This window comes from Fibrobacter sp. UWH6, assembly GCF_900142465.1.
Classification (GTDB): domain Bacteria; phylum Fibrobacterota; class Fibrobacteria; order Fibrobacterales; family Fibrobacteraceae; genus Fibrobacter.
This window is the reverse complement of sequence record NZ_FRAX01000030.1, coordinates 1-20,001: the sequence shown is the minus strand read 5'-3', so window position 1 is coordinate 20,001 and position 20,001 is coordinate 1. Positions and strand designations below refer to the sequence as shown.

Below are 20,001 nucleotides of genomic sequence, written 5' to 3'. Positions count from 1 at the left end.
CTCAACACAATCAGGCTAGGCGTGTCAAACGCAAGGATCGAGGCGACGAACAACAAGATAAAGCTACTGATACGGACTGCCTATGGCTTCAGGAATATGAACAACATGCTGTCGCTGATAATGTTGAGCTGTTCCTATGTAGATGTAAAGATTGCCTACGAATGGGAATCGGAATCGAGAGAATCATCTAGCAAGGCTGCCTAAATGCTTCCACACATGTTGATGATGCCTCCAAAAAAACAATGGGAAAAGAGTAAAAATCTGTATAAAAATTTGTTGTCTGAGAAAGATTATAAGAATCTAGAAGAAAGTAAGCCTATCAACAAACGATTCTTTTTCAATGATTTTTATGAGCACAATAAACAAGGTGAACTTAAGAAGACAAGCTTTGATGAACGTTTTAATTCTGATACGTTCTTTGGGGAAAGGATTAATGTCCAGGCGATTGTCGGAAAAAATGGCTCTGGCAAAAGTACGCTGATGGAGTTGATATATATCGCAATCAATAATTTTGCTTGTATTTTTACTCATTTAATGCCACGATCAAATTTTTTCTCACTTGGTCTATATTTGAATCTTTATTTTAATATTGACTCCATTGAATACAAAATGAAATGTGAAGAAACATCCATTTCATTGGGCCTTCGCACACCAGTTGTATCAAATTATAGACCTGATGTACTTGATGTGATAAATTTTGTTGAAGTGAGTGGATCCCAAGCTCAAAATATTGCTGATAAATTTTTTTATACAATTGTTTCCAATTATGCCATATTGTCTTTTGTCCCTTCCAATTATAGATCTAATTGTAAAGAACTATGCAGATTGCATGGTCCTCTATTAAATAATAAATGGCTAGCGAACGATTCCTCTGAATCCTGGATTCAACGAATCTTTCACAAAAATGATGGTTACACGTGCCCGATTGTTTTGAACCCAATGAGAAATGAAGGTGCCATTGATGTTGAAAAAGAAATGCAACTTTCAAAGTATCGTATACTTGCTTTATTAATTTATGCGAAAGTTCACAATCTTTCTTTTGATGACAGATATAAATTGAATAGGGTTGAACTTTTTTTTAGAGGCGATTTTGCAACTGAAAAATTTAATGAGTGGGAAAAGTTTAAAAGAATAACCGACCCCCAAGAAATGTTAGGTATAGTAGATGGTTGGCTAGGAAGTGATCCTACTAGCATATCAAATATTATTATAAATCACTTTCATTTAAACATCACAAAAAAATCAATACCCATAAAAAAAATTGCTCTAGTTTATCTTCAAGGTAAAATTTTATCGCTTCCAAAATATCATTTATATGAAACTTTTCGTGATGGGGGCATAGAAGATCTTAAGCTAAAAGATATTGACGATGTTGACAGAACTAATTTTAAAGCATTGCTTGATACAATGTCCTCTGACTCTTCACATGTGGTTACAAAGATTCATCAAGTTATTAATTTCCTTAGTATAGAAGATGAAAATAAAAAAATATTCAGAGACCGCGATTTAAACGATCCGATAAATTATTTTGACTTGTATTTGGAAGAAATTAGAAATACAATAAAAAAGAAAAAAGACGAATGGAATAATTTTACACGCGATAAAGATGGAAATTATTTTTTAATGCCTTTCATCCATGCAAAACCTTGGGACGGTGATTTTGTTGATGAAGAAAGAGATTTTTCGCTAGATGAAATTATTGAGTGCTTACCACCCTCTATATTAGAGTACGATATTTATCTGTATGATGAAATGGAAAAAAAGGAGGTTCTTTATAATAGAATGAGTTCTGGCGAACTTCAATTATTGCAAACTATTTCTACCCATTTGTACCACGTTCGAAATATAATGTCCGTGAATGGTTCTCGCCTCCAATATAAAAATATCAATATGATATTTGACGAGCTAGAATTATGTTTTCATCCTGAGTATCAAAGAATTTTTGTGAAAAAACTAGTTGATATTTTGAAAAATATGAAATTAACTGACACGCATTCATTTAACATTTTCTTGATAACGCATTCTCCATTTGTTTTGTCAGACTTACCTCCAGAACGCATACTCTATTTGAAAGATGGTTCTATGGACACGAACGTGAAAATCAGCACTTTTGCTGGAAATATCGGAGAAATGTTCTACGATTCATTCTTCTTAGAGAGTACAATTGGAGCTTTTGCAGAAGAGAAAATAAAACGATTAATTGATATTCGAAATGGTTTAAATCCTAATACAAAGTCCCCTTTTACAGGAGACGAAAAGAAAGAATTTGAAAAAGAGAGAATGGAAATACTAAACAAAGTTGGGGATCCAGTTCTTAAGAGCCTGCTTGAGTGACGGTTTAAAGATGATAAAAATAAAACTATTAGAAAATGATACCTTACGCAAAGATTTGGAGAAAATTCATTGGGATTGGTTCTCCGAAAGGGCAAAGACTAAATGTAGCTGGGATAACTCTTTAACTTATAAAGATTTCATAAAAGATAACATCATATATGCATCTTCAGCAGAACTAAGTGGACTTACAGATTTTCAAAAGAATGATTTGTTTAATCAGCGATTGAAAGAATTAATTGTTGGGCCTGATGATATAAAACAAAAAGGGTTAAATTTCTTTTATAGGTGGATAATTCTAAATGGAAAAATGCAGAAATATCCTGAACGGAAAGGTGCTGCACTTACTCGGACTCAAAAAGCTTATAACAAAAAAATAGATCGCTTGAAAATAGCTTTTGGGTATAATGATTTTTGTACGCCAAAGGAAAGTAGAAAGTGGTACAAGGAATTTAAGAAAAATTATAAATCTGGTTGGTCTGCTGAGATTTTTTGTGATAAGTTAAATATAGATGTGTGTCCATATTGTAATAGAGAGTATACTTTTCTCGCGGAGCTATTTAATGGATCAAAAAAACGTCTGTCCGAAATAGATCATTTTTATCCGCAAAGTATTTACCCTTATTTTTCATGTTATCTTTATAATTTTATTCCATCGTGTTTGCTATGTAATCATGGAAAAAAAGAACAAACAAAAGGAATCGTATATCCTTATGAAGAGGAATTTGGGAATTTTGCAAAATTTAATGTAAAATTGAAAGCCGGGGGGCAAATATATTTGCCAGTAAAAGCTGGCGATGTTCAAGTTCGATTAAATGTGAAGGGAAGTCGTTTTACTCGTCGCAAAATAAAAAAAGCAGATAAAATGTTTTGCCTGACTTCAATTTATAATGAACATAAAACAGAAATAAATGACTTGTTGCGACGTTATTATCATTATGGAGCAAATAAAAGTAAAGATTTATATAGATTCTTTAATTTTGGAGGAATCGTTCAAAATGGGGAAATCCCGAAATATTTTCGGGATATTCTATTGGGGATTCCTTTAAATGTTGGGGAAAAGCAATATCCTTTACGTAAATTTAAAGAAGATGTTATTAATCAATTTGATGAGACATACAAAAAAATGAAAAAGTAGTCGGCTCCTTTTGGGAAACAGTACATGATAGACAAAGAACTTGAAAATATCGTATCAAAGGAATTGGCTTCTAAAGAAGATTTAATGGGCTATGAAGCGGAGAAACAAACCGCCCATTATTTAAAGCGCAAGTTTTTTGACCATCCTGAAATTCATGTCCTTAACAATCTGCGATTCAAATGCTTGACTGACGATGGCGATTATACTCAAATAGACCATCTTGTTTTTACGCCTTATTGTTTTATTGTTATAGAAACAAAGAGTTGGACTGGCGGGATGAAATATGATGAAGACGGAAATTGCTGGTATCTATCAAAAGAGGACTACGAATGGCATCCGAGTAAGGAAAGTCCTATCTATCAAGCGAAAATCCAGTCCGAAGCGTTAAGAAAAGTTTTGCAGAATAACAAAGAAACCCTTAGAAAGAAATTTCTCTTTCTTCAAGGAGGATTTCAGAATTATCCTGTCCATTACTTAGTTGCTTTGCATGGCGAATCTAATGTGGTAAAGCCTGACAAACCATGTAAATTTGACGGAACGGTCCTTAAATCCGAAGTTATTCCGGATAAGGTTCTCGAAATTTATGAGAGCTATAAAAAAACGGACACGGTAAAGAATTTTGTAAAAGACGCCATCCTGAAAAACGATTCTCTTTGGTTGTTGCCGGAAGAAGATATAGTAAAGACTATAGCTTTTTTAAAAGACATTCACCGTCCGCAGTTTTTTTATAGAAAAATCGAGGAAGAACAGGCAAACTGTAAATGTGGAAACGTTCTTTCGTTTGAAAAGAATAGGGGAACTAAGAAATGGGAAGCTATTTGCAAATCTTGTGGAATGGTCAAACCGTTTTCGTTTAAATGCAAAAAATGCCGCAAGCCCCTAGAATTGTTCGAAACAGGCTGGCCCAGAAGGCAACTTGTATTTTGCAGATATTGTGACGAATACCGAATAGTGAAATAAGATTGGTTAAATGATTAGAAAAGCTTAAATTCTCGTCTAAATAGCAATTTTAAAGACGAAACTTAGACGAACTTTAGACGAAATTTGGAGAAATTGAACGAAAAACGGCAAAATTATAGACGAGAAAATGTTTTTTTCGGAAAAAAGTCGGTTTGACATTTTGTGACATCTGGTTGTGAGTATATTTAGCTAGAATGGATTCCTCTAGATAAAAAGGACGTATGAAAAAGAATATCTTAGATTTCATTGATTCTGGACGCGAAAACGGTTTGCTTCTCGTTGATCCGAATACCGGAAGTGGCAAAACGTTCTGGTCTTGCCAGGCAATTCACGATTATGCTCGGAATCCCAATAACAAAAAGAAAATCTTTTTCACGACGACTCTCTTAAAAAATCTTCCAGAAGATGAACTTAAAAAAGCGTACAATAATGAAGTTCTTTACAAAAAGGAAGTTTTGGTTATAAAGTCCAATGTTGATTTCGTCAAGGAAAATATCACCAGGGTGAAAGTTCCCGAAGAATTCCAAGGAGACGAATATCAGTCTCTATACCATTTAGTTGAAGCGTGTACCGAGCCGAATTATGGTAAAACGCCTGGGATTTACAGAGAGGAAATGGATAAGCGACTCTCTGAAGCGGAAGTTGTTTTTAGAAAATATTTGAGGAAAATCATTACCACACAAATGAAGGGCTCGGAGCAAGAAAAAAAGGATAACATTCGACATAATTCAAAATATCGGTGGATTGGTGAAATCTATCCAACAGTTTTCACTGATGATTTCAAGATTTATCTTTTGTCAATTAGTAAGTTTTTGCGTCGAAACGATACGCTGGTCAAACCCTCATATCCGTTTATTTCAGCGGATGTTTTAAAGAACTCAATTGTTTTTATTGATGAGTTTGACGCATCTAAAGATACCATTCAAGAATTTATCATAGAAAAGGCTGTTGAGTCTCAAAATGACTACCTGGACATGGTTAAGGAACTGCACGGGAGAATGCGAGATTACCGCCCTGCCAGTTCCTTTTACGGCCCCTATGAGAAATACGTCGAAAATAAGCCTTATCTTCGCACTCTCAAGACTTTGCAAAAAGAAGTAGAGGGCTTGTATGAAAAGTACGCTCTGTATTTCAATTACAAGACGAATGATGGATTTGATCGTAGTCGTAGTTTCTTGTTTTTTGATGGCGCATTCCGTAGTTATTTAAGTAACAATAATCATTACATCCGATGCGTCAAGGATGGCGATAATCAGCAGGTTAAGATTTATTACGAAAATAAAGATGTTTACGAAAAAAATCGCGACCTTGACAACGATATCAACATCTATTCTTTGTTGCGTGACGTGACTCATTTCCTGAATGAGTTTGCAAGATTTATTGCCAACTGGGCGGAACGCTACGCGGTTGCAGAAAATATTAAAAGAAAAAAACAGAATGCTGTCTTAGAGTCTTACACGGTAGAGGATGCAGTAGATACTATTTGCGATGCTTACTTCCGCAGCAAACATTTGAACAATATTTTTCATGATTTGATTACATCGTCGTCCATTCGAAATATCCGCGAAGAAGAAACCGTTATTGACGATTTTTCTTTCTTTAATCGAGGGTTCAAGTTCTTTGAATTTGTAGATGGTGACAAACATAATGAAGAAACGAAAATCAATTTTATTCAGATTGATGAAACTCCTGAAAAAATCCTTCTTTTCTTGGCGAAAAACACGAAAGTAATCGGCCTTTCAGCAACTGGACGTATCAATTCGGTTCTTTCTAATTATTCCCAGAAATATTTAAGGAATGAACTTAAGGACTCTTTGCTGATGCTGACGGAAGATACTTACGAATCCTTAAAAAAATCACAAGAGGAAAAATGGTCTCCCTATCAAGATGGCTCAATCAAAGTCAATATTGAATCTGTTGATCGAGGCGAAGAAAATAAATCCATTCAAGAGCGTTTAAAGCAAATAACACAAAACAAAGATCTTGAGCGAAACTTCTCCAGAATGTTGGAAAATCTGGATATACAGCAAAGCAATAAAGAATATTATCAAAAACGTTACTGCAACATCTTCGCTGTATTGAAGAATTTCATAGACAATGAGAATGTAGAGTCACTTCTTTGCTTGAATATGGCGCTTCCCAAACGAAACCTTGCAACTTTTGATTTAGGGGTGTTTGAAAGATTTGTAGAGCAGTATTGCAAAGTTTATGGGAAAAGTAACCCTAAAATCAAGGTCTTAAAAAGTGGTAGCGATTTTGAAGACGAAAAGGACTCGCTTTTAAAGGAACTTGCCAATGGTGAAAAGATCTTTGTTTTTTCAGCTTATAAAACTATTGGCGCCGGTCAGAATCTACAGTATAAAATTCCACAAAGAGATATAGATAGCGAATCTATTGTTCAAATTGGTCGCAAACAAGATGTAAAAGATTTTGACGCGATTTACTTAGGTGATGTCACGAATGTCGTTACAAATATTAACGATGTAAAAAAAATCAGGATGAAGGAACTTCTTGAATTCCTATTTGAAATCAAGTATCTTTACGAAAATAACGAAATTAGTCCCCGTGATTTGAATCAGCTTGTTCAGGCGGGCTTTAAAGCATATACGAATAAGAATGATTACAATGCACCAATGGAAGTCGTGAGACATTCTACAAGTGTAAGACGCAAAATAACTCGCGATGTCATCCAGGCTGTTGGAAGACTTTGTCGCACCAACAATAAAAAAAAGGATATCTTCATTTACACAAATAACGCTCTGCTTGCAACATTGGATGTTGCGAGTGTACGAGTGGATTTGATGAATCCGGAATTAAAAAAACTTTTTGAAATTGCGGCAAATTTTGCACAATCGCTTCCGGAAGAAAAATCTTTAGTAGAAAATGAAGCGAACCGTAAGTCTGAAAGTGCTAATTCCTACATTCAGGGCATGCTGCGCCACGATTGGACTCTTAAAAGCATGCGTCTTTGGACAGAATTACGAGAATGCACACTTAGACATCCTACGGCACCAAGTAACTTGGCTGAAAAAGATCATATCTTGGGCGACTACTATATTCAAAATTTTGAAAATAGATCCAATTACTATTATGCGCAGAAAGGCGATTTTTCAGGAATAATTGTCAATTTGTTTAAGGATCGTTCCGATTTTGAGAAGGGACTTGATGAAGAATACGCTCGAAATATTGGCCATGTGAGCGAAAAATCTGCAAGATTGCAGCAATTCTTCTTATATAGTGGAATGAAGAAACATTTTGAAAAAATGCACTATGCCACGGAATTCGGAAAAGATGATTTAATTCTTTCTCCTGTTCTATTCAATAACATTTATAAGGGTGCTCTTGGAGAAATCGCAGGAAGATTCATTCTTGAACAAGAATTGAATTTGACATTGAAGGAAATTGAAGATCCTGCAAATTTTGAATTTTTTGATTTTATGCTCATCGATGGGGTGTATGTAGATTTCAAACATTGGAAAAGAACGGTTGCAAAGAGTACAGAACGATTCCATTCTGAAATCGAAAAGAAGTTGAATACGATTGGAGCTAAAAAAGCTTATGTGATTAACATTATAAAAGAAGGCGAATCGGTAATATCGTCTGATAAAGATGGCAAAATCATAGAGATTCCCTGGCTTATTGATGAGAAGGGGATGCCGAATGAATCTGCAATCAAGATGCTTATAGAAGAGGTCCACAATGGCAAATAATCTTGACGGAAATAAATTTCCGATTTACACGAATAATATTAAGGTTGAAATTGACCGCAAGAAGGTAGATGAAAAATTTGTCGTGTACCAGATTGCAACAAAGGATCTCTTTTTGAAAGAGAATGTTTTAGACTTGCCTGCTGAACAATTTAAGGCACAATCCGTCGCATATTATCAAAAAACACGATGGTTTGCCATGTTTAATAAGGGTAATGTCAACTTTGACAAGTTTAAACAAGAAATTCAGGCAAAGGATGATTCTGCGGTCGCAAATGAGGTGGACCTTTTTTGTCAAGATGAAACCTCCAAAGAAGGAATTAAGGATGTTGAACTTGCACAGTTGCTGGTGAATTCGCTTAAGAATCGTTCAAGCGATATATTTGCATATAACAACATTACTGGTAAATTGTATTATTCACCTGTCATTAAACCAAATGCAAAAACAATTGAGTTTCTGAGAATCCGTTTTTTTACTGCTTTAAATTCAATTTTTTTGGAAGCCAATACAGAAACCTTTTCCGAAGTCAATGCTTTAAAAAAATACGGCAAACGAAATGTTGAACCGAAGTTCCTTTTTGATGAAGAAACTGGAGAATTTCGTCGAAAACTTCATTCTGATTTAAAGAAAGGTCAATATTTCTTCGACCAGGGCGCTCTAAGTAAAAAGGGACCAAGAAAAAAGTTTTTGGATTTTTTGTCCAGAGATAACTATAGAAAGTCAAAGGCCGGAATTATTGCAACGTTCCTTGAAGATGTGAAAGAGAATCTTTCCGATTTCATCACTATTGAACAGATTCCATTTATGAATTATGAAAATTGTGAACAGAAACGAATTAATTACGAAAACTATGATTATGGAACCTTTGTAAATAAGAATGGAATTTGTGTCGTAAATACAATTCCAAATAGAACCGATGCTAAGGAAATGCAATCGCGGATTGTGAATTTTTTGAAGTCTGAATATGGCGTGGAATCTGTTCCGGATAATCGTGAAAAAGGAAAATACATCATTGAAATTATTCACGATAAAGAATCTGATGAGTATGCGACTGCAGAAGAGGCCGCTTCACTAAATCTTTTTAACGAGTTCAACAAGCCTCAAGATCAGCACAATCTTTTTTCTGAAAACGAAATTATTCAACATATCACGGTAGAAAACTCTGCTGAAAAGGTCAATTCCGATACACTAAAAGATGTAATGCGCAATATAGTGCAAGAACTCATTATTAAAGGCGATGTTGTTAATCGTCAGATTACACTTGTGAATTGGAATGAACCAAAGGAATGGACGTTTGTAAAATGTGGAAAAGGGAAATGGAATGAGGCAAAGCGGTGCAATAGTTTTCGCTATTATAAAATGAAAATTTGTACTGATGGAAAATTAAATTTTGATGTTTTTGACAACCGGGAATATCCGGAAAATGATGAGTGGAATGTATTGGATCGAATCTTTGGATATTACAACAAAGGCTTTAAGAACAAATCTTCGGGCATTGAATGTATCGTATACAACGACATAAACAACATAAATGTCATCTATAAAACTAAGCAATTCACTTTGCTTGATGTTGAAGAAATTTTAAGGACGCTTTCGCTGTCTGATAGTGAAAATAAAATTGATAAGAATCGTCTTGAAAATTATCTAGATGATTTTATTGAAATACATGAGAATTTGACTGATAAACAGCAGAATGAACTGAATGACCTAAGGAAAAATATTCATAACTCGTTTGATAAGGAACTCTCATACAAAGATGTCTTGAACATGTATGATTCAGAGGGAAAAAAACATTCGCTAATTAAGAAGAAAATTATAAGCGATTTTGTTTACTGGCTTTATGATGTTTCTTCTGAAGATGGAAACCCTGTTCTTTTGCACGGTCAAATGAAAAGCGGGGATAATCTCTATAAAAATTTCAATTCATTCCTTGGAATAAAGTCAATAACACTTGATGGTCAATTCAAGTATTTCGTTGGAAAGAAAAAGGAGGCGTTGCAGAGTAATCTTCCTACGTCCTGCGTTATTCGTGATGTGATTTCATGGAACAAGAACGGCGTAAATAAGGGAGGCCCAATATTCTTTAATGAACTTGAACATATGTTATCTGTGGAATTCGTGAGAAACGGACAATATACCGTCATACCATTCCCGATGAAGTACTTAAATGAATACGTTCGTTTTTGCGAAAAAGACGAAGACTTTGGGGAAGATTAATAAGGAGGTTTATCTTGTTAGCAACCCATTTATATAAGCATTCCCAGAATTGTCGAATGCGAATCCCCGTCAATGGTTGCTGCGTTCGTTGCCGGAGGCGCCCGAAACGGCCTCACCTTCTGGAAAAATAAGGACCGGAAGGAATTGAAAAGCCTCGGAAAATGAGTAACGCTTCAATCTATTGCCCTCGCCCGCTGAATAACCTATTTTAACGATCAGAGGAAGAATGTATGACTGAATACAATTTCTATTGTGATGAAAGCTGCCATTTGGAACATGACAATAGCAATGTCATGGTTCTAGGGGGCGTGTGGTGTCCAAAGGAAAAACGGCACCAGATTAACGGACGAATAAAGGAAATAAAGATTCGCAACAATGTTCCTGTGCAGGCTGAATTGAAGTGGACAAAAATCTCACCTTCCAAAATTCAGGTCTATATAGACTTGATGGAGTATTTTTTTGATGAAACGGATTTACATTTTAGAGGACTCTTGATTCCCGACAAAAAGAAATTGAACCACCAAATGTTCAACCAGACTCATGATGAGTGGTATTACAAGATGTATTTTAGCATGTTGAAGGCCATGCTTGTTCCGACAGATACATACAATATTTTTATTGATATAAAGGATACGCATTCAGCGGAAAGGGCTAAAAAACTTTGGAGTGTGATTTCCAATTCAATGTATGATTTTTCAAAGAGAATTATTAAGCAGGTGAAACCTATAAGGTCTGATGAAGTTCAAATAATGCAAATTACAGATGTTTTAACAGGAGCCTTTGGCTATAACAATAGAGTTTTTGGTGATTCTGAAAAACGGAGTGTGGCCAAAAGGAGGATTATAGAGCTTATTCAAAAAAGATCAGGATATACTTTGCAAAAATCCACCCTCCTTCGTGAGGATAAGTTGAATTTGTTTGTGTGGAAATCTCGTAATGACCAGGAATAATTGTTGGCTTCCTGAATTAAACGAGTTTCCGCAAACTTCGTTTACCGTTGCCTCGTATAAAGAATACGAAGCTTCCCTTTATTGTACCTACAAAAAAGATTTTTGGTCAAACGATTTGTTTTTTCAAGGTCTGAAAGTCCAAGTTCGGAAATCTCCTATAATAGATGGCTACGAAGAGTCTTTTGTTCATTTCACATGCAAGAACTACGAGAACGTTCAAAATCGTGAACCCGATTTCAGACGCTGCGAACGTTTACACTGGATTCGAAAATTTATAGAGAATTATCAATGTAAGGCCCGTTGTGTCGAAAAATGCGATGGCATCAAGTATTGGGAAGAACCATACAAGTCAACAAAGCGTTTTCATTTTCTGTTTGAAGAAGAGCGATTTCTGGTTGTTCTTGAAAAGCGAGAATACTATTGCTTATTGATTACAGCGTTTTATCTGGAATATGATCACTCTCTTCAAAAACAATTGAAGCATTACCGTATGTACAAAAAAGCAGAAGACGTTCCGTTTGGCGGAACGTCTCCAGAAACTCCTTCTACAACTGGTAGACGAGATAATGTAAATATAGGTTTGTGATGATTGTTTGTCAATAGGATTTTTTAAATAAAAAAATCAAGCAAGTAGACGATGTTTAAACAAGATTTAGGCAAAAATGACGAAATTATGCAAAAATCGACATTTTATAGACGAAAATTTTGATTGGAGTCACCATGCTTCTTACTTCCTCCGGCACATTCTGTTCCAAAGATCAGTTCAAGACCGAAGAAGAGGTCGAGAAGGTTGTCGTCCGCAACTTCAAGCTTCTCTTCGGTGACTATTCCATCTTGCTGCCGAAAAGTTTGATCCGGATTTCTGGTGTGGTTGGGAAAACGCGGTGATGAATCGCGAGACGAAGAACAAGATTACGGAACTTTGCATTGCAGAAATCGGAAAAAAGAAGGAGTTCTCGAAGCTTCTTGAATCCGACCTGAAAATCCAGCAAATCCATGTGCACGGTTTTGTCCAGAAGATTCTGGAAAAGGCCCCGATTGTCTCTTTGCCGATAGACTATTCCCCGAGCGACCTTGAGGAATGGGCTTCGATGCAGAAGGTCGATGTGCAGATTCAGCATATCGAAAAATATATGAACGGCAAGGGTGAGGTGCTTTACGACTTCCCGGATTTGGAATTGACGCAGGAAAAGGAGTCCTTGAAGACAACAGACAAGAGCAACGCTTTGTACGAGATTGTGAAGGCGGGGCTTTTGAATGTAGGCGATATTGTTCATTTCGATTATGGTCCGAAGGGCAAACCCAAGACGCATTTCGAAGGAAAAATCTGTTCCGATGGAATCGAGGTGGATGGAATCGTTTCTTCGGCCAGCGTTTCTGCCTTGCGTTGCATCCAGCAAATCAGCCCGTCGCGCACAACGACGAACGGCTGGGCCACCCCGTGGTCCCGTCAATGGCGGCTGCGTTCGTTGCCGGAGGCGCCCGAAACGGTCTCACCTTCTGGAAGAATAAAGACAGGAAGGAATTGAAAAGCCTCGGAAAATGAGTAACACTTCAATCTATTCCCCCCGCCCGTCTAAATAGCTAATTTACAGACGAAACTTAGACGAGTTTTAGACGAAAATTGACGAAATTGAACGAAAAACGGCGATTTTTTAGACGAGAAAGCGCGTTTTTTAGGGGAAACGCCGGTTTGACATTTTGTGACATCTGATTGTGAGTATATTTAGGGCGAGAGGTCTTGCATGAGTAGAAAAAGTGAAAACGGGCAAAAACAATCTTTAACCATTCTCGATAAGGATTATCTTGAATGGGTCTAACAGTTGTCATCAAGATATAAAAGCTATTTGATCAAGGCTTCTGTTCACATCAATTCGGAGCAGTTGAAATTTTATTATAGCGTTGGGAAAGGACATCTTCGAAAAGCAGATAGATAATAAGTATGGCACCAAATTTTATGCCACTCTTAGCCGCGATTTAAGAAAGTTATTACCAGATGCGGAGGGGCTGACAGAAGGGAATTTGAGATATGCAAAGCGATTTTATCAGCTTTATTCGGATCCCAAGAAATTGTTTCCGCAAGTTGCGGAAGAATTGTATCCGCAAATATTTCCGCAAGTTGCGGAAGAATTGCCTAAAGTACCATGGGGCCACCATCGTTTGCTCATTGATAAATTCTCTGACAATCCGCCCAAAGCGCTTTTCTTTGTAGGGCAGATTGTTGAAAATGGGTGGAGCCGTTCTTCGCTTATGAATTGGATCGATTCAAACCTATATGAGCGACAGGGCAAGGCGATTACCAATTTTTCGAAGACATTACCATCTCCAACTAGCGATCTTGCGAAAGAAATTACAAAGGACCCTTATAGTTTCGCTTTTGCCGGCGTGACAAAGGAGTATAACGAAAAACAGTTAAAGTCGGCTTTACTTTCCAATATCACTAATTTCTTGATAGAGCTGGGGTCTGGTTTTGCCTATGTGGGCAAGGAGTACAGGCTGCAGGTCGGAAAAAAAGAAAAATTTATTGATTTGCTATTCTATCACCTTACTCTTAGATGTTATGTCGTCATCGAAGTTAAGATGGGTGAATTCGATTTTCAAGATGTAGGTCAATTAGGTGGATATGTTGTTTCCGCAAATCACATTTTAAAGCGTGAAGAGGATAACCCTACAATTGGTCTGCTTATTTGTAAGAGTAAAGATCGCTTGTTAGCCCAATATGCGTTGGAATCGAGCAACCAGCCAATAGGTATTTCAGATTTTGAACTTGAAAAATTATACCCTGCAAAAGTTGAAGGCTTAATTCCGACAATCAACGAATTGGAATCGGGGTTAATTGACAGACCTAAGGATGGCTAATGTCTCCTCGGCAACCATTCGCAACGCTGATTTGGCGGCCCTTAGTGAACTTGAAAATCGCGGAAAAAACATCTCTTACGATGAACTTCCGTATCGTTCGCTCAAGGCGACCGATGCCGATATAGATTTTCTATGCAAGGATTTTTCAAAACGTTCCAAACGAAAAATCACAAAGGCTGATTTGGAAAACTTGCACCTGCTTGCAGGTCGTTCGCATGACAAGGCAACGAACGTGTGGAGATTTCTTCGCCAGGCACTCTTTACGGAACGCTGACTTTGGAAGAGGCCTTGAGTGGCCGCTCGTCCGTCCGTAACAAGACTCTTGCCCGCACTTTGGAAAAGGTTCATGTTCTCGAAGGATGGGGGTCCGGTTTCCAGCGAATTAATACGATGTGTCAGGAATACGGCGTAGCTCTCCCTGAATTCACCGAAATCGGAGACATATTTCGAGTGAACTTTTATCGCCGACAGAATTCAAAAATCGGCGATAAATCGGCGATAAATTTCAAGAAAATGATTGTCGAATACCTTGCTGAACACGAAGAAGCCCGGTCTCAAGAAATTGCAGATGTTATTGGTTTGAAGATTTCTCGTACCAAGGACTATATCACAGAACTTGTAGAAGAAGGCAAAATTGTCTCCAACGGAGCGAACAAGAATAGGACATATTCTTTGAAAAAGTGACTCCGATAATAACTATGCAACCACTTAAACTTGAAGATCTCAACGCCCAGTTCGACAGCACCGTCCGCAGGTATCGCGATGGTGGGCTTATCGCTTACCGCAACGCGCACTATTTCATGAACGACATGCTGAATTGCATGTTGCAAATCTGGCATTTGTTGCTGGTTTGGAGTGCTGGGCTACCCACACACTTTCTTGAAGCCCCGGTTTAAATAGCCGTGGCTGGATGTGTTCTGTGTTTTGTGTCACTAAATTTCTAAAAGGATGTCTTTGGTGACAAAAAATCTCCAAAAAGTTTGCTGCGCATTCTAAATAGTTACATTTGAGAATCATGTTCCGCGATTTGCAATCAAGAATCCTTCATCTGCCAGCATCGAACCCTAGCGAAAAGGGGCCGTTGAGTGCGGATGTTTATGCCATCCGTGGGGAAACCGCTTGGTGGATTTTTGATGTTGGCGCCTCGGATGAGGCCGCAGATTTTGTGAACAATTTGCCTTGCGATGTTTCTGTGGGAGAACTTCTTGAGGGAACTGCGCCGCGCTTGCATCAAGATGCTGTCCCACTCAAGAAAAATATCGTCATTTCCCATTTCCATCGGGACCATTTCTTCAACCTTTCGCGGGTCTCCTTCGACAACCTTTTCGTTGGACGTGAGACCTTCCGCCATTGCGATGAAAACATTCGCGCCCGCAGCGGCACTCAGGTTGTTGAGTCGCCCTTGCAGTTTGAAGATGGTTTAAAGATTTGCATTGAGCCAATTCCCAGCAGTCACGCCAAAGGTTCCCTGATGCTCACTGTAGGCGACGATGTACCCGATTGCGATTGTTGCGGCGAGCAGTCCCGTGACGCTATCGCTTTCCTGGGAGATTCCACTTACCCTACGGTAAATCATAACGGTCCCGATTTTTACAACGTGCAGTTGCTTTACCAGCAGATTCAATTTTTGAAGGGCTGTTCTGCCCAGCAGTTTTACATGAGCCATCGTCGCCTTGTCCTGCGGGAAAAGGAATCCATCCTGCAGATCCTGGAAGGATATTACGCCCAGCGGCAGCCCAATAAGAATGTGATTGAAGTGACTCATTAATTCCTGGACCATTTTTCTGTCGCTTTCCAGGCGACCTTGTCCTCTTTCTTTTCGGTTACATTTACGGTGTAACAATTAATGCTGGCGCCTGCATCATGCGGGCTTTACAAAAGCTGGTTTTAAAACGATAAAGAGGGAAAAGGAGTCTTTATGACAGAACAAGAAAAGAAAATGAAGGAAATTTTCCGCAAGGCTGCGAGTAACATTTGCTGGGGCGAAATGGAAAATAAAGCGCCGAAGTTAAGTTTAAAAAAGGACACCTGCCTTCTGGGGGCTATCGCTGGCGATACTATCGGGGCTCCCTACGAATTTGACTGCAACAACATCAAGACCACGGAATTCCCGCTGTTCAATCGTGCGTCGGAATGGACCGATGACAGCGTCATGACGGTGGCTGTGGCGGAAGCGGTAATGGCTGGATTCGCGGGCGGTCAACCTGTGGGCGGTCAACCCGACCTTGAAAAGACCGAAAAGGCTATGGTCGCTTCCATGCAAAAGTGGGGGCAGGCATTCCCCTATGCAGGCTACGGTGGAAATTTCCGTTACTGGCTGGTAGACAGGAATCCAAAGCCCTACAACAGCTGGGGAAACGGTTCCGCCATGCGAGTTTCTGCGGTGGGCTGGGCTTACGATACTCTGGAAGATGTGGAAAAATTTGCCGAGGTTTCTGCCCGCGTCACTCACAATCATCCCGAGGGAATCAAGGGCGCCAAGGCCGTGGCCGCCGCCATTTTCCTAGGTCGTGCAGGTAAGTCCAAGGAGGAAATCCTCGACTATGTGGAACGTACCTACGGATACCCCATCAGCAAGATGACCTGCGACAAGATCCGCCCCACCTACCATATGGATGAATCCTGCCAGAATACGGTGCCTCAGGCCTTCTGCGCCTTCCGTGAAGGGAACTCCTTCGAGGAAGTAGCCCGCCTGGCTGTTTCGTTGGGCGGCGACAGCGATACCCTCTGCTGTATCGCCTGCGCCATGGCCGAAGCTGTCTACGGCATTCCTGTAGAAATCCAGCAGGAGACCGTCAACCGCCTGGATGAACGAATGTTGAAAATGCTAATCCGGTTCCAGAAATTCGTGGCTTGCAAGTAAGACGGAACCATTTTATATTTGGGCCATGCTTAAAGTAATCAGGGCGGTGACCCGTTTTCTTTCCACCTTTACTTCTCTCTTTGTAATCGCCTGCGCGGTGGTTGCCTTCTTTGCTCCTGTCACTTTCGCCTGGGTGCGTGGAAATGTTTCTTCCGTGATTCTCGGAATCATCATGCTGTCCATGGGCTTGACCCTTCGCATTGAGGATTTCAAGAACCTGGCGAAGCGCCCGCTGGACATTTGCGCTGGCGCCTTGGCTCAGTACACCATCATGCCGCTGGTTGCCCTGTGCCTTACGAAAGTTTTCGGACTGGATCCGTATCTCGCTGTAGGTATCATTCTGGTGGGCTGCTGCCCCGGTGGCGTCTCCAGCAATGTGATGAGCTACCTGGCGAAGGGCGATGTGGCTTTCTCCGTGGGAATGACGACCGTCAGCACCTTGCTCGCTCCCGTCATGACGCCGCTGCTGGTCTTGTGGCTTGCAGACACCAGCATCAACGTGAATGCAGTGGGCATGTTCCTGAACATTCTCTATGTGACCATCGGCCCCGTGATGATCGGTTTTCTCTGCAATCACTTTTTTGGACATCGCGACGGATTCAAGGAACTGCAGGCCAACATGCCAAGCGTCAGTGTCATTGGACTTGCGCTTATTGTGGGTGGCGTCATCGTGACGGTTCGCCCTCACTTGCTGGCAAACGGTATAACCCTTTTACTGCTGGTGCTTGCGGTGGTGTTCTGCCATAATGCGTTGGGCTATGTGCTGGGTTACAGTGTAGGTCGCATTCTTAAGTTCAATACCGCCAAGAAGCGTACCGTCGCTATTGAAGTTGGCGTGCAAAATGCGGGAATGGCTACCGTCCTCGCTGCTGGATTTTTCGCCAATCCCGAAAATATTGCGGCCCATCCTGAAGCCGCCCTGTGTGTGGTTCCCTGCGCTATCAGCTGTGCCTACCATTCCATTAGCGGTACGGTTCTTGCAGGAATCTTTGCAAAACTGGACAGGAAAAATTCCAGATAATTTTTATAAAAATTGCAGTGTAAAAATGCAATCTTTAAAAAAAAGGCTCGCGAAAATGCGGGCCTTTCCTGTATAAAATTTAGGTTGTTTACTAAGCTTCTTTGTTGATGTTCACGCTGGCGTAACAAACCAGACAACCGCCGATCAGGTTACCTATGGTGATAACGGCGAGACGAAGCACGGTGCTGCCAATTTCACTAACACCGCCGAAGGTCGCAACGTTCCCGCCCGCGATACCGCCTGCAATGCCCTTGATAATCGCGAAGGCAAAGTAGAACATGTCGGCAATACAGTGTTCAAAACCGCAAAGGATAAATCCCATGACAGGCAATACGACAATCAGCGGGTTGCCGCAGCGCTTGTAGCCTTCGACGGCGATGAACATGAGCATACCGCAGAAGACTCCCAAGATCAGAAGGCTCAGCAAATTGTCGTTGTGCTTGACCGCAACCAGAGCGCTTGTGCTGATGGTAAGGCGTGTGGCCGCAACGGTGGCTGCCCCAACGGTAGTGCCGATCAGGTTGCCCAGCCAGACCTTGCCCAGATACTTTAGGTAAGCCAGGTTGCGATTTGTAGAAAGGTAACCCACCTTGCCGGTGAACAAGTCGAACTTTAGCAGGATGATGGTGTAAAGACCCAGGGAAAACAGGAATGTTCCTGCAATCTTGTTGTCGACAGAAAGGAAGCTGACGCATCCCACGCTAATCATCAGGCCGGCAAAAATAGACTTAATCATACCCCAAAACATAGAAAAAACTGCACCCTAAAAAAAGTCCCGCTCCAAGGAAAGCGGGACCGTCAAAATTACCCCTCGGCTTCAATCCAAAATCGCAATCGCTTTCGCGATTGCCCAGGAGGGTTTTAGGGAGGGCGAAGCCTTCCCTTGTCTAAAAAAAGTATGGCATCCGTTCCACGGCGAAACACTCGATACTACTATTCTAAAAAAGATAGCAGTGCCTCAGGATTTCGTTTTTCCCACCTTTTTAAGCTTTGAAGCATGGTCAAGCCAAGTCAGGGAGCCGTGGGCCTAAACTGTACCGTAAGAGCGACGAGCTTTTAATATACTGTTAGATCGGGCGTTGATCCGTGAGGATGCCTAGGCGTAATATACCTAATTAGGATGCACGGGACAAGTCATTTTAAGATATAATTTTTGAGGCATCATCAACATGTGTGGAAGCATTTAGGCTGCCTTGCTAGATGATTCTCTCGATTCCGATTCCCATTCGTAGGCTATCTTTACATCTACATAGGCACAGCTCAACATTATCAGCGACAGCATGTTGTTCATATTCCTGAAGCCATAGGCAGTCCGTATCAGTAGCTTTATCTTGTTGTTCGTCGCCTCGATCCTTGCGTTTGACACGCCCAGCCTGATTGTGTTGAGGATTCCGTCGTAGTTACGCTTGATCTTTGCGTACAGATCCTTTACTGAGCCGATGCGTGAGTGGCTTGCACGCCACAGCCACCTGTCCAGATTTTCCCTGGCATCGGCATAGCCCATCTTCAGGATGATGCGCAGCTCCTCCTTGAGCTGGTATGCCCTGTAGAGACGCGGATAGCGGCTGGCTATGAGCTCTATTTTTCTCTGCTGGCTTTCGTTTAGGTTCTCCGGAGCCTTGCCCAGAGCATACCTGGAGTTCTTTATCCCCTCCGCGGTGCGGTCCTTCGGGACGCTATCCTTCGTGGGCCTGCCTCGGCCCCGTTTCGGATTGCAGCGTTCCTTGCGGGCCTCCCTCCAGGCTTCCACACGGACCTTGTCCAGGGCATCCGTCGCCCACTGTACGACATGGAAGCTGTCCACGCACCGCTCGGCATTGGGCAGGAACTCCTCGATGCTTGACCTTATCCACTTGGCGCCATCACAAGTCACAAGCTCCACGCCCTTGCGCTGCTCTTCGCTGAGTTCCCTCATGAAGATGTCCAGCACCTCCTTCCCGTAGCCCTCGTGCAC

Annotated in this window: 18 protein-coding genes and 1 pseudogene; 17 read left to right on the top strand and 2 right to left on the bottom strand. The window is 40.4% G+C overall.

The window, feature by feature from the left end; genetic code table 11:
• The 17 genes and pseudogenes from BUB73_RS15965 to BUB73_RS15880 all read left to right on the top strand — a co-directional run.
• The coding region (locus BUB73_RS15965) for a transposase (RefSeq protein ID WP_139258420.1) at positions 1-204 on the top strand (204 nt) is incomplete at its 5' end.
• Positions 205-2,334 carry an AAA family ATPase gene (locus BUB73_RS15960; RefSeq protein ID WP_073287352.1) on the top strand — a complete coding sequence of 710 codons (2,130 nt, stop codon included), beginning with the start codon at positions 205-207 and terminating at the stop codon, positions 2,332-2,334.
• Positions 2,327-3,469, top strand: coding sequence for an HNH endonuclease family protein (locus BUB73_RS15955; RefSeq protein WP_073287350.1), 1,143 nt, complete (start codon positions 2,327-2,329; stop codon positions 3,467-3,469). Before BUB73_RS15960 ends, BUB73_RS15955 begins: the two co-directional genes overlap by 8 nt.
• Before the next feature lie 24 nt (positions 3,470-3,493).
• On the top strand, positions 3,494-4,429 hold the full coding sequence (locus BUB73_RS15950) for a nuclease-related domain-containing protein (protein WP_073287347.1): 936 nt from the start codon (positions 3,494-3,496) through the stop codon (positions 4,427-4,429).
• A 221-nt stretch (positions 4,430-4,650) separates the two neighbouring features.
• Positions 4,651-8,139, top strand: a complete 3,489-nt coding sequence (locus tag BUB73_RS15945) for a hypothetical protein (RefSeq protein WP_073287344.1) — start codon at positions 4,651-4,653, stop codon at positions 8,137-8,139.
• On the top strand, positions 8,129-10,354 hold the full coding sequence (locus tag BUB73_RS15940) for a hypothetical protein (protein WP_073287341.1): 2,226 nt from the start codon (positions 8,129-8,131) through the stop codon (positions 10,352-10,354). The genes BUB73_RS15945 and BUB73_RS15940 overlap by 11 nt, the downstream gene beginning before the upstream one ends.
• A gap of 230 nt (positions 10,355-10,584) precedes the next feature.
• On the top strand, positions 10,585-11,304 hold the full coding sequence (locus tag BUB73_RS15930) for a DUF3800 domain-containing protein (RefSeq protein WP_073287338.1): 720 nt from the start codon (positions 10,585-10,587) through the stop codon (positions 11,302-11,304).
• On the top strand, positions 11,291-11,890 hold the full coding sequence (locus BUB73_RS15925; RefSeq protein ID WP_073287335.1) for a hypothetical protein: 600 nt from the start codon (positions 11,291-11,293) through the stop codon (positions 11,888-11,890). The genes BUB73_RS15930 and BUB73_RS15925 overlap by 14 nt, the downstream gene beginning before the upstream one ends.
• A gap of 134 nt (positions 11,891-12,024) precedes the next feature.
• Positions 12,025-12,192, top strand: a complete 168-nt coding sequence (locus BUB73_RS17460; RefSeq protein WP_170932315.1) for a hypothetical protein — start codon at positions 12,025-12,027, stop codon at positions 12,190-12,192.
• Positions 12,192-12,833, top strand: a complete 642-nt coding sequence (locus tag BUB73_RS17795; protein WP_083539827.1) for a hypothetical protein — start codon at positions 12,192-12,194, stop codon at positions 12,831-12,833. The genes BUB73_RS17460 and BUB73_RS17795 overlap by 1 nt, the downstream gene beginning before the upstream one ends.
• Before the next feature lie 294 nt (positions 12,834-13,127).
• A pseudogene (locus BUB73_RS15910) lies at positions 13,128-14,163 on the top strand (YhcG family protein).
• Complete coding sequence (locus tag BUB73_RS15905; protein ID WP_073159692.1) at positions 14,156-14,437, top strand: hypothetical protein; 282 nt, start codon at positions 14,156-14,158, stop codon at positions 14,435-14,437. Before BUB73_RS15910 ends, BUB73_RS15905 begins: the two are co-directional and overlap by 8 nt.
• 14 nt (positions 14,438-14,451) lie before the next feature.
• The gene (locus BUB73_RS15900; protein WP_254794916.1) at positions 14,452-14,847 is read left to right on the top strand and encodes an ATP-binding protein; all 396 of its coding nucleotides are present in this window, start codon (positions 14,452-14,454) and stop codon (positions 14,845-14,847) included.
• A gap of 14 nt (positions 14,848-14,861) precedes the next feature.
• A complete protein-coding gene (locus BUB73_RS15895; protein ID WP_073159696.1) occupies positions 14,862-15,059 on the top strand; it encodes a hypothetical protein in 198 nt (65 codons plus the stop codon).
• Positions 15,060-15,178: 119 nt separating this feature from the next.
• Positions 15,179-15,931, top strand: a complete 753-nt coding sequence (locus BUB73_RS15890) for an MBL fold metallo-hydrolase (protein ID WP_139259249.1) — start codon at positions 15,179-15,181, stop codon at positions 15,929-15,931.
• 150 nt (positions 15,932-16,081) lie between these two features.
• Positions 16,082-17,026 (top strand): ADP-ribosylglycohydrolase family protein, encoded by a 945-nt coding sequence (locus tag BUB73_RS15885; RefSeq protein ID WP_217650920.1) that lies wholly within the window; start codon positions 16,082-16,084, stop codon positions 17,024-17,026.
• A 25-nt stretch (positions 17,027-17,051) separates the two neighbouring features.
• Positions 17,052-18,047, top strand: a complete 996-nt coding sequence (locus BUB73_RS15880; RefSeq protein ID WP_073287327.1) for a bile acid:sodium symporter family protein — start codon at positions 17,052-17,054, stop codon at positions 18,045-18,047.
• A gap of 91 nt (positions 18,048-18,138) precedes the next feature.
• Here the strand turns inward: BUB73_RS15880 and BUB73_RS15875 are convergent, their stop codons facing one another.
• Together BUB73_RS15875 and BUB73_RS15870 are read right to left on the bottom strand one after the other, a co-directional pair.
• Positions 18,139-18,783 (bottom strand): formate/nitrite transporter family protein, encoded by a 645-nt coding sequence (locus tag BUB73_RS15875; protein ID WP_083539829.1) that lies wholly within the window; start codon positions 18,781-18,783, stop codon positions 18,139-18,141.
• Positions 18,784-19,230: 447 nt separating this feature from the next.
• A partial coding sequence (locus tag BUB73_RS15870; RefSeq protein WP_175552226.1) for a transposase occupies positions 19,231-20,001 on the bottom strand: 771 nt, incomplete at its 5' end.

Excerpts from the sequence above, each read along its gene's own strand:
- BUB73_RS15960 (WP_073287352.1), top strand. The coding sequence starts at position 205 with ATGCTTCCACACATGTTGATGATGCCTCCAAAAAAACAATGGGAAAAG.
- BUB73_RS15950 (WP_073287347.1), top strand. The coding sequence starts at position 3,494 with ATGATAGACAAAGAACTTGAAAATATCGTATCAAAGGAATTGGCTTCT.
- BUB73_RS15945 (WP_073287344.1), top strand. The coding sequence starts at position 4,651 with ATGAAAAAGAATATCTTAGATTTCATTGATTCTGGACGCGAAAACGGT.
- BUB73_RS15940 (WP_073287341.1), top strand. The coding sequence starts at position 8,129 with ATGGCAAATAATCTTGACGGAAATAAATTTCCGATTTACACGAATAAT.
- BUB73_RS15930 (WP_073287338.1), top strand. The coding sequence starts at position 10,585 with ATGACTGAATACAATTTCTATTGTGATGAAAGCTGCCATTTGGAACAT.
- BUB73_RS15925 (WP_073287335.1), top strand. The coding sequence starts at position 11,291 with ATGACCAGGAATAATTGTTGGCTTCCTGAATTAAACGAGTTTCCGCAA.
- BUB73_RS17460 (WP_170932315.1), top strand. The coding sequence starts at position 12,025 with ATGCTTCTTACTTCCTCCGGCACATTCTGTTCCAAAGATCAGTTCAAG.
- BUB73_RS17795 (WP_083539827.1), top strand. The coding sequence starts at position 12,192 with ATGAATCGCGAGACGAAGAACAAGATTACGGAACTTTGCATTGCAGAA.
- BUB73_RS15905 (WP_073159692.1), top strand. The coding sequence starts at position 14,156 with ATGGCTAATGTCTCCTCGGCAACCATTCGCAACGCTGATTTGGCGGCC.
- BUB73_RS15895 (WP_073159696.1), top strand. The coding sequence starts at position 14,862 with ATGCAACCACTTAAACTTGAAGATCTCAACGCCCAGTTCGACAGCACC.
- BUB73_RS15890 (WP_139259249.1), top strand. The coding sequence starts at position 15,179 with ATGTTCCGCGATTTGCAATCAAGAATCCTTCATCTGCCAGCATCGAAC.
- BUB73_RS15885 (WP_217650920.1), top strand. The coding sequence starts at position 16,082 with ATGACAGAACAAGAAAAGAAAATGAAGGAAATTTTCCGCAAGGCTGCG.
- BUB73_RS15880 (WP_073287327.1), top strand. The coding sequence starts at position 17,052 with ATGCTTAAAGTAATCAGGGCGGTGACCCGTTTTCTTTCCACCTTTACT.
- BUB73_RS15875 (WP_083539829.1), bottom strand. The coding sequence starts at position 18,783 with ATGATTAAGTCTATTTTTGCCGGCCTGATGATTAGCGTGGGATGCGTC.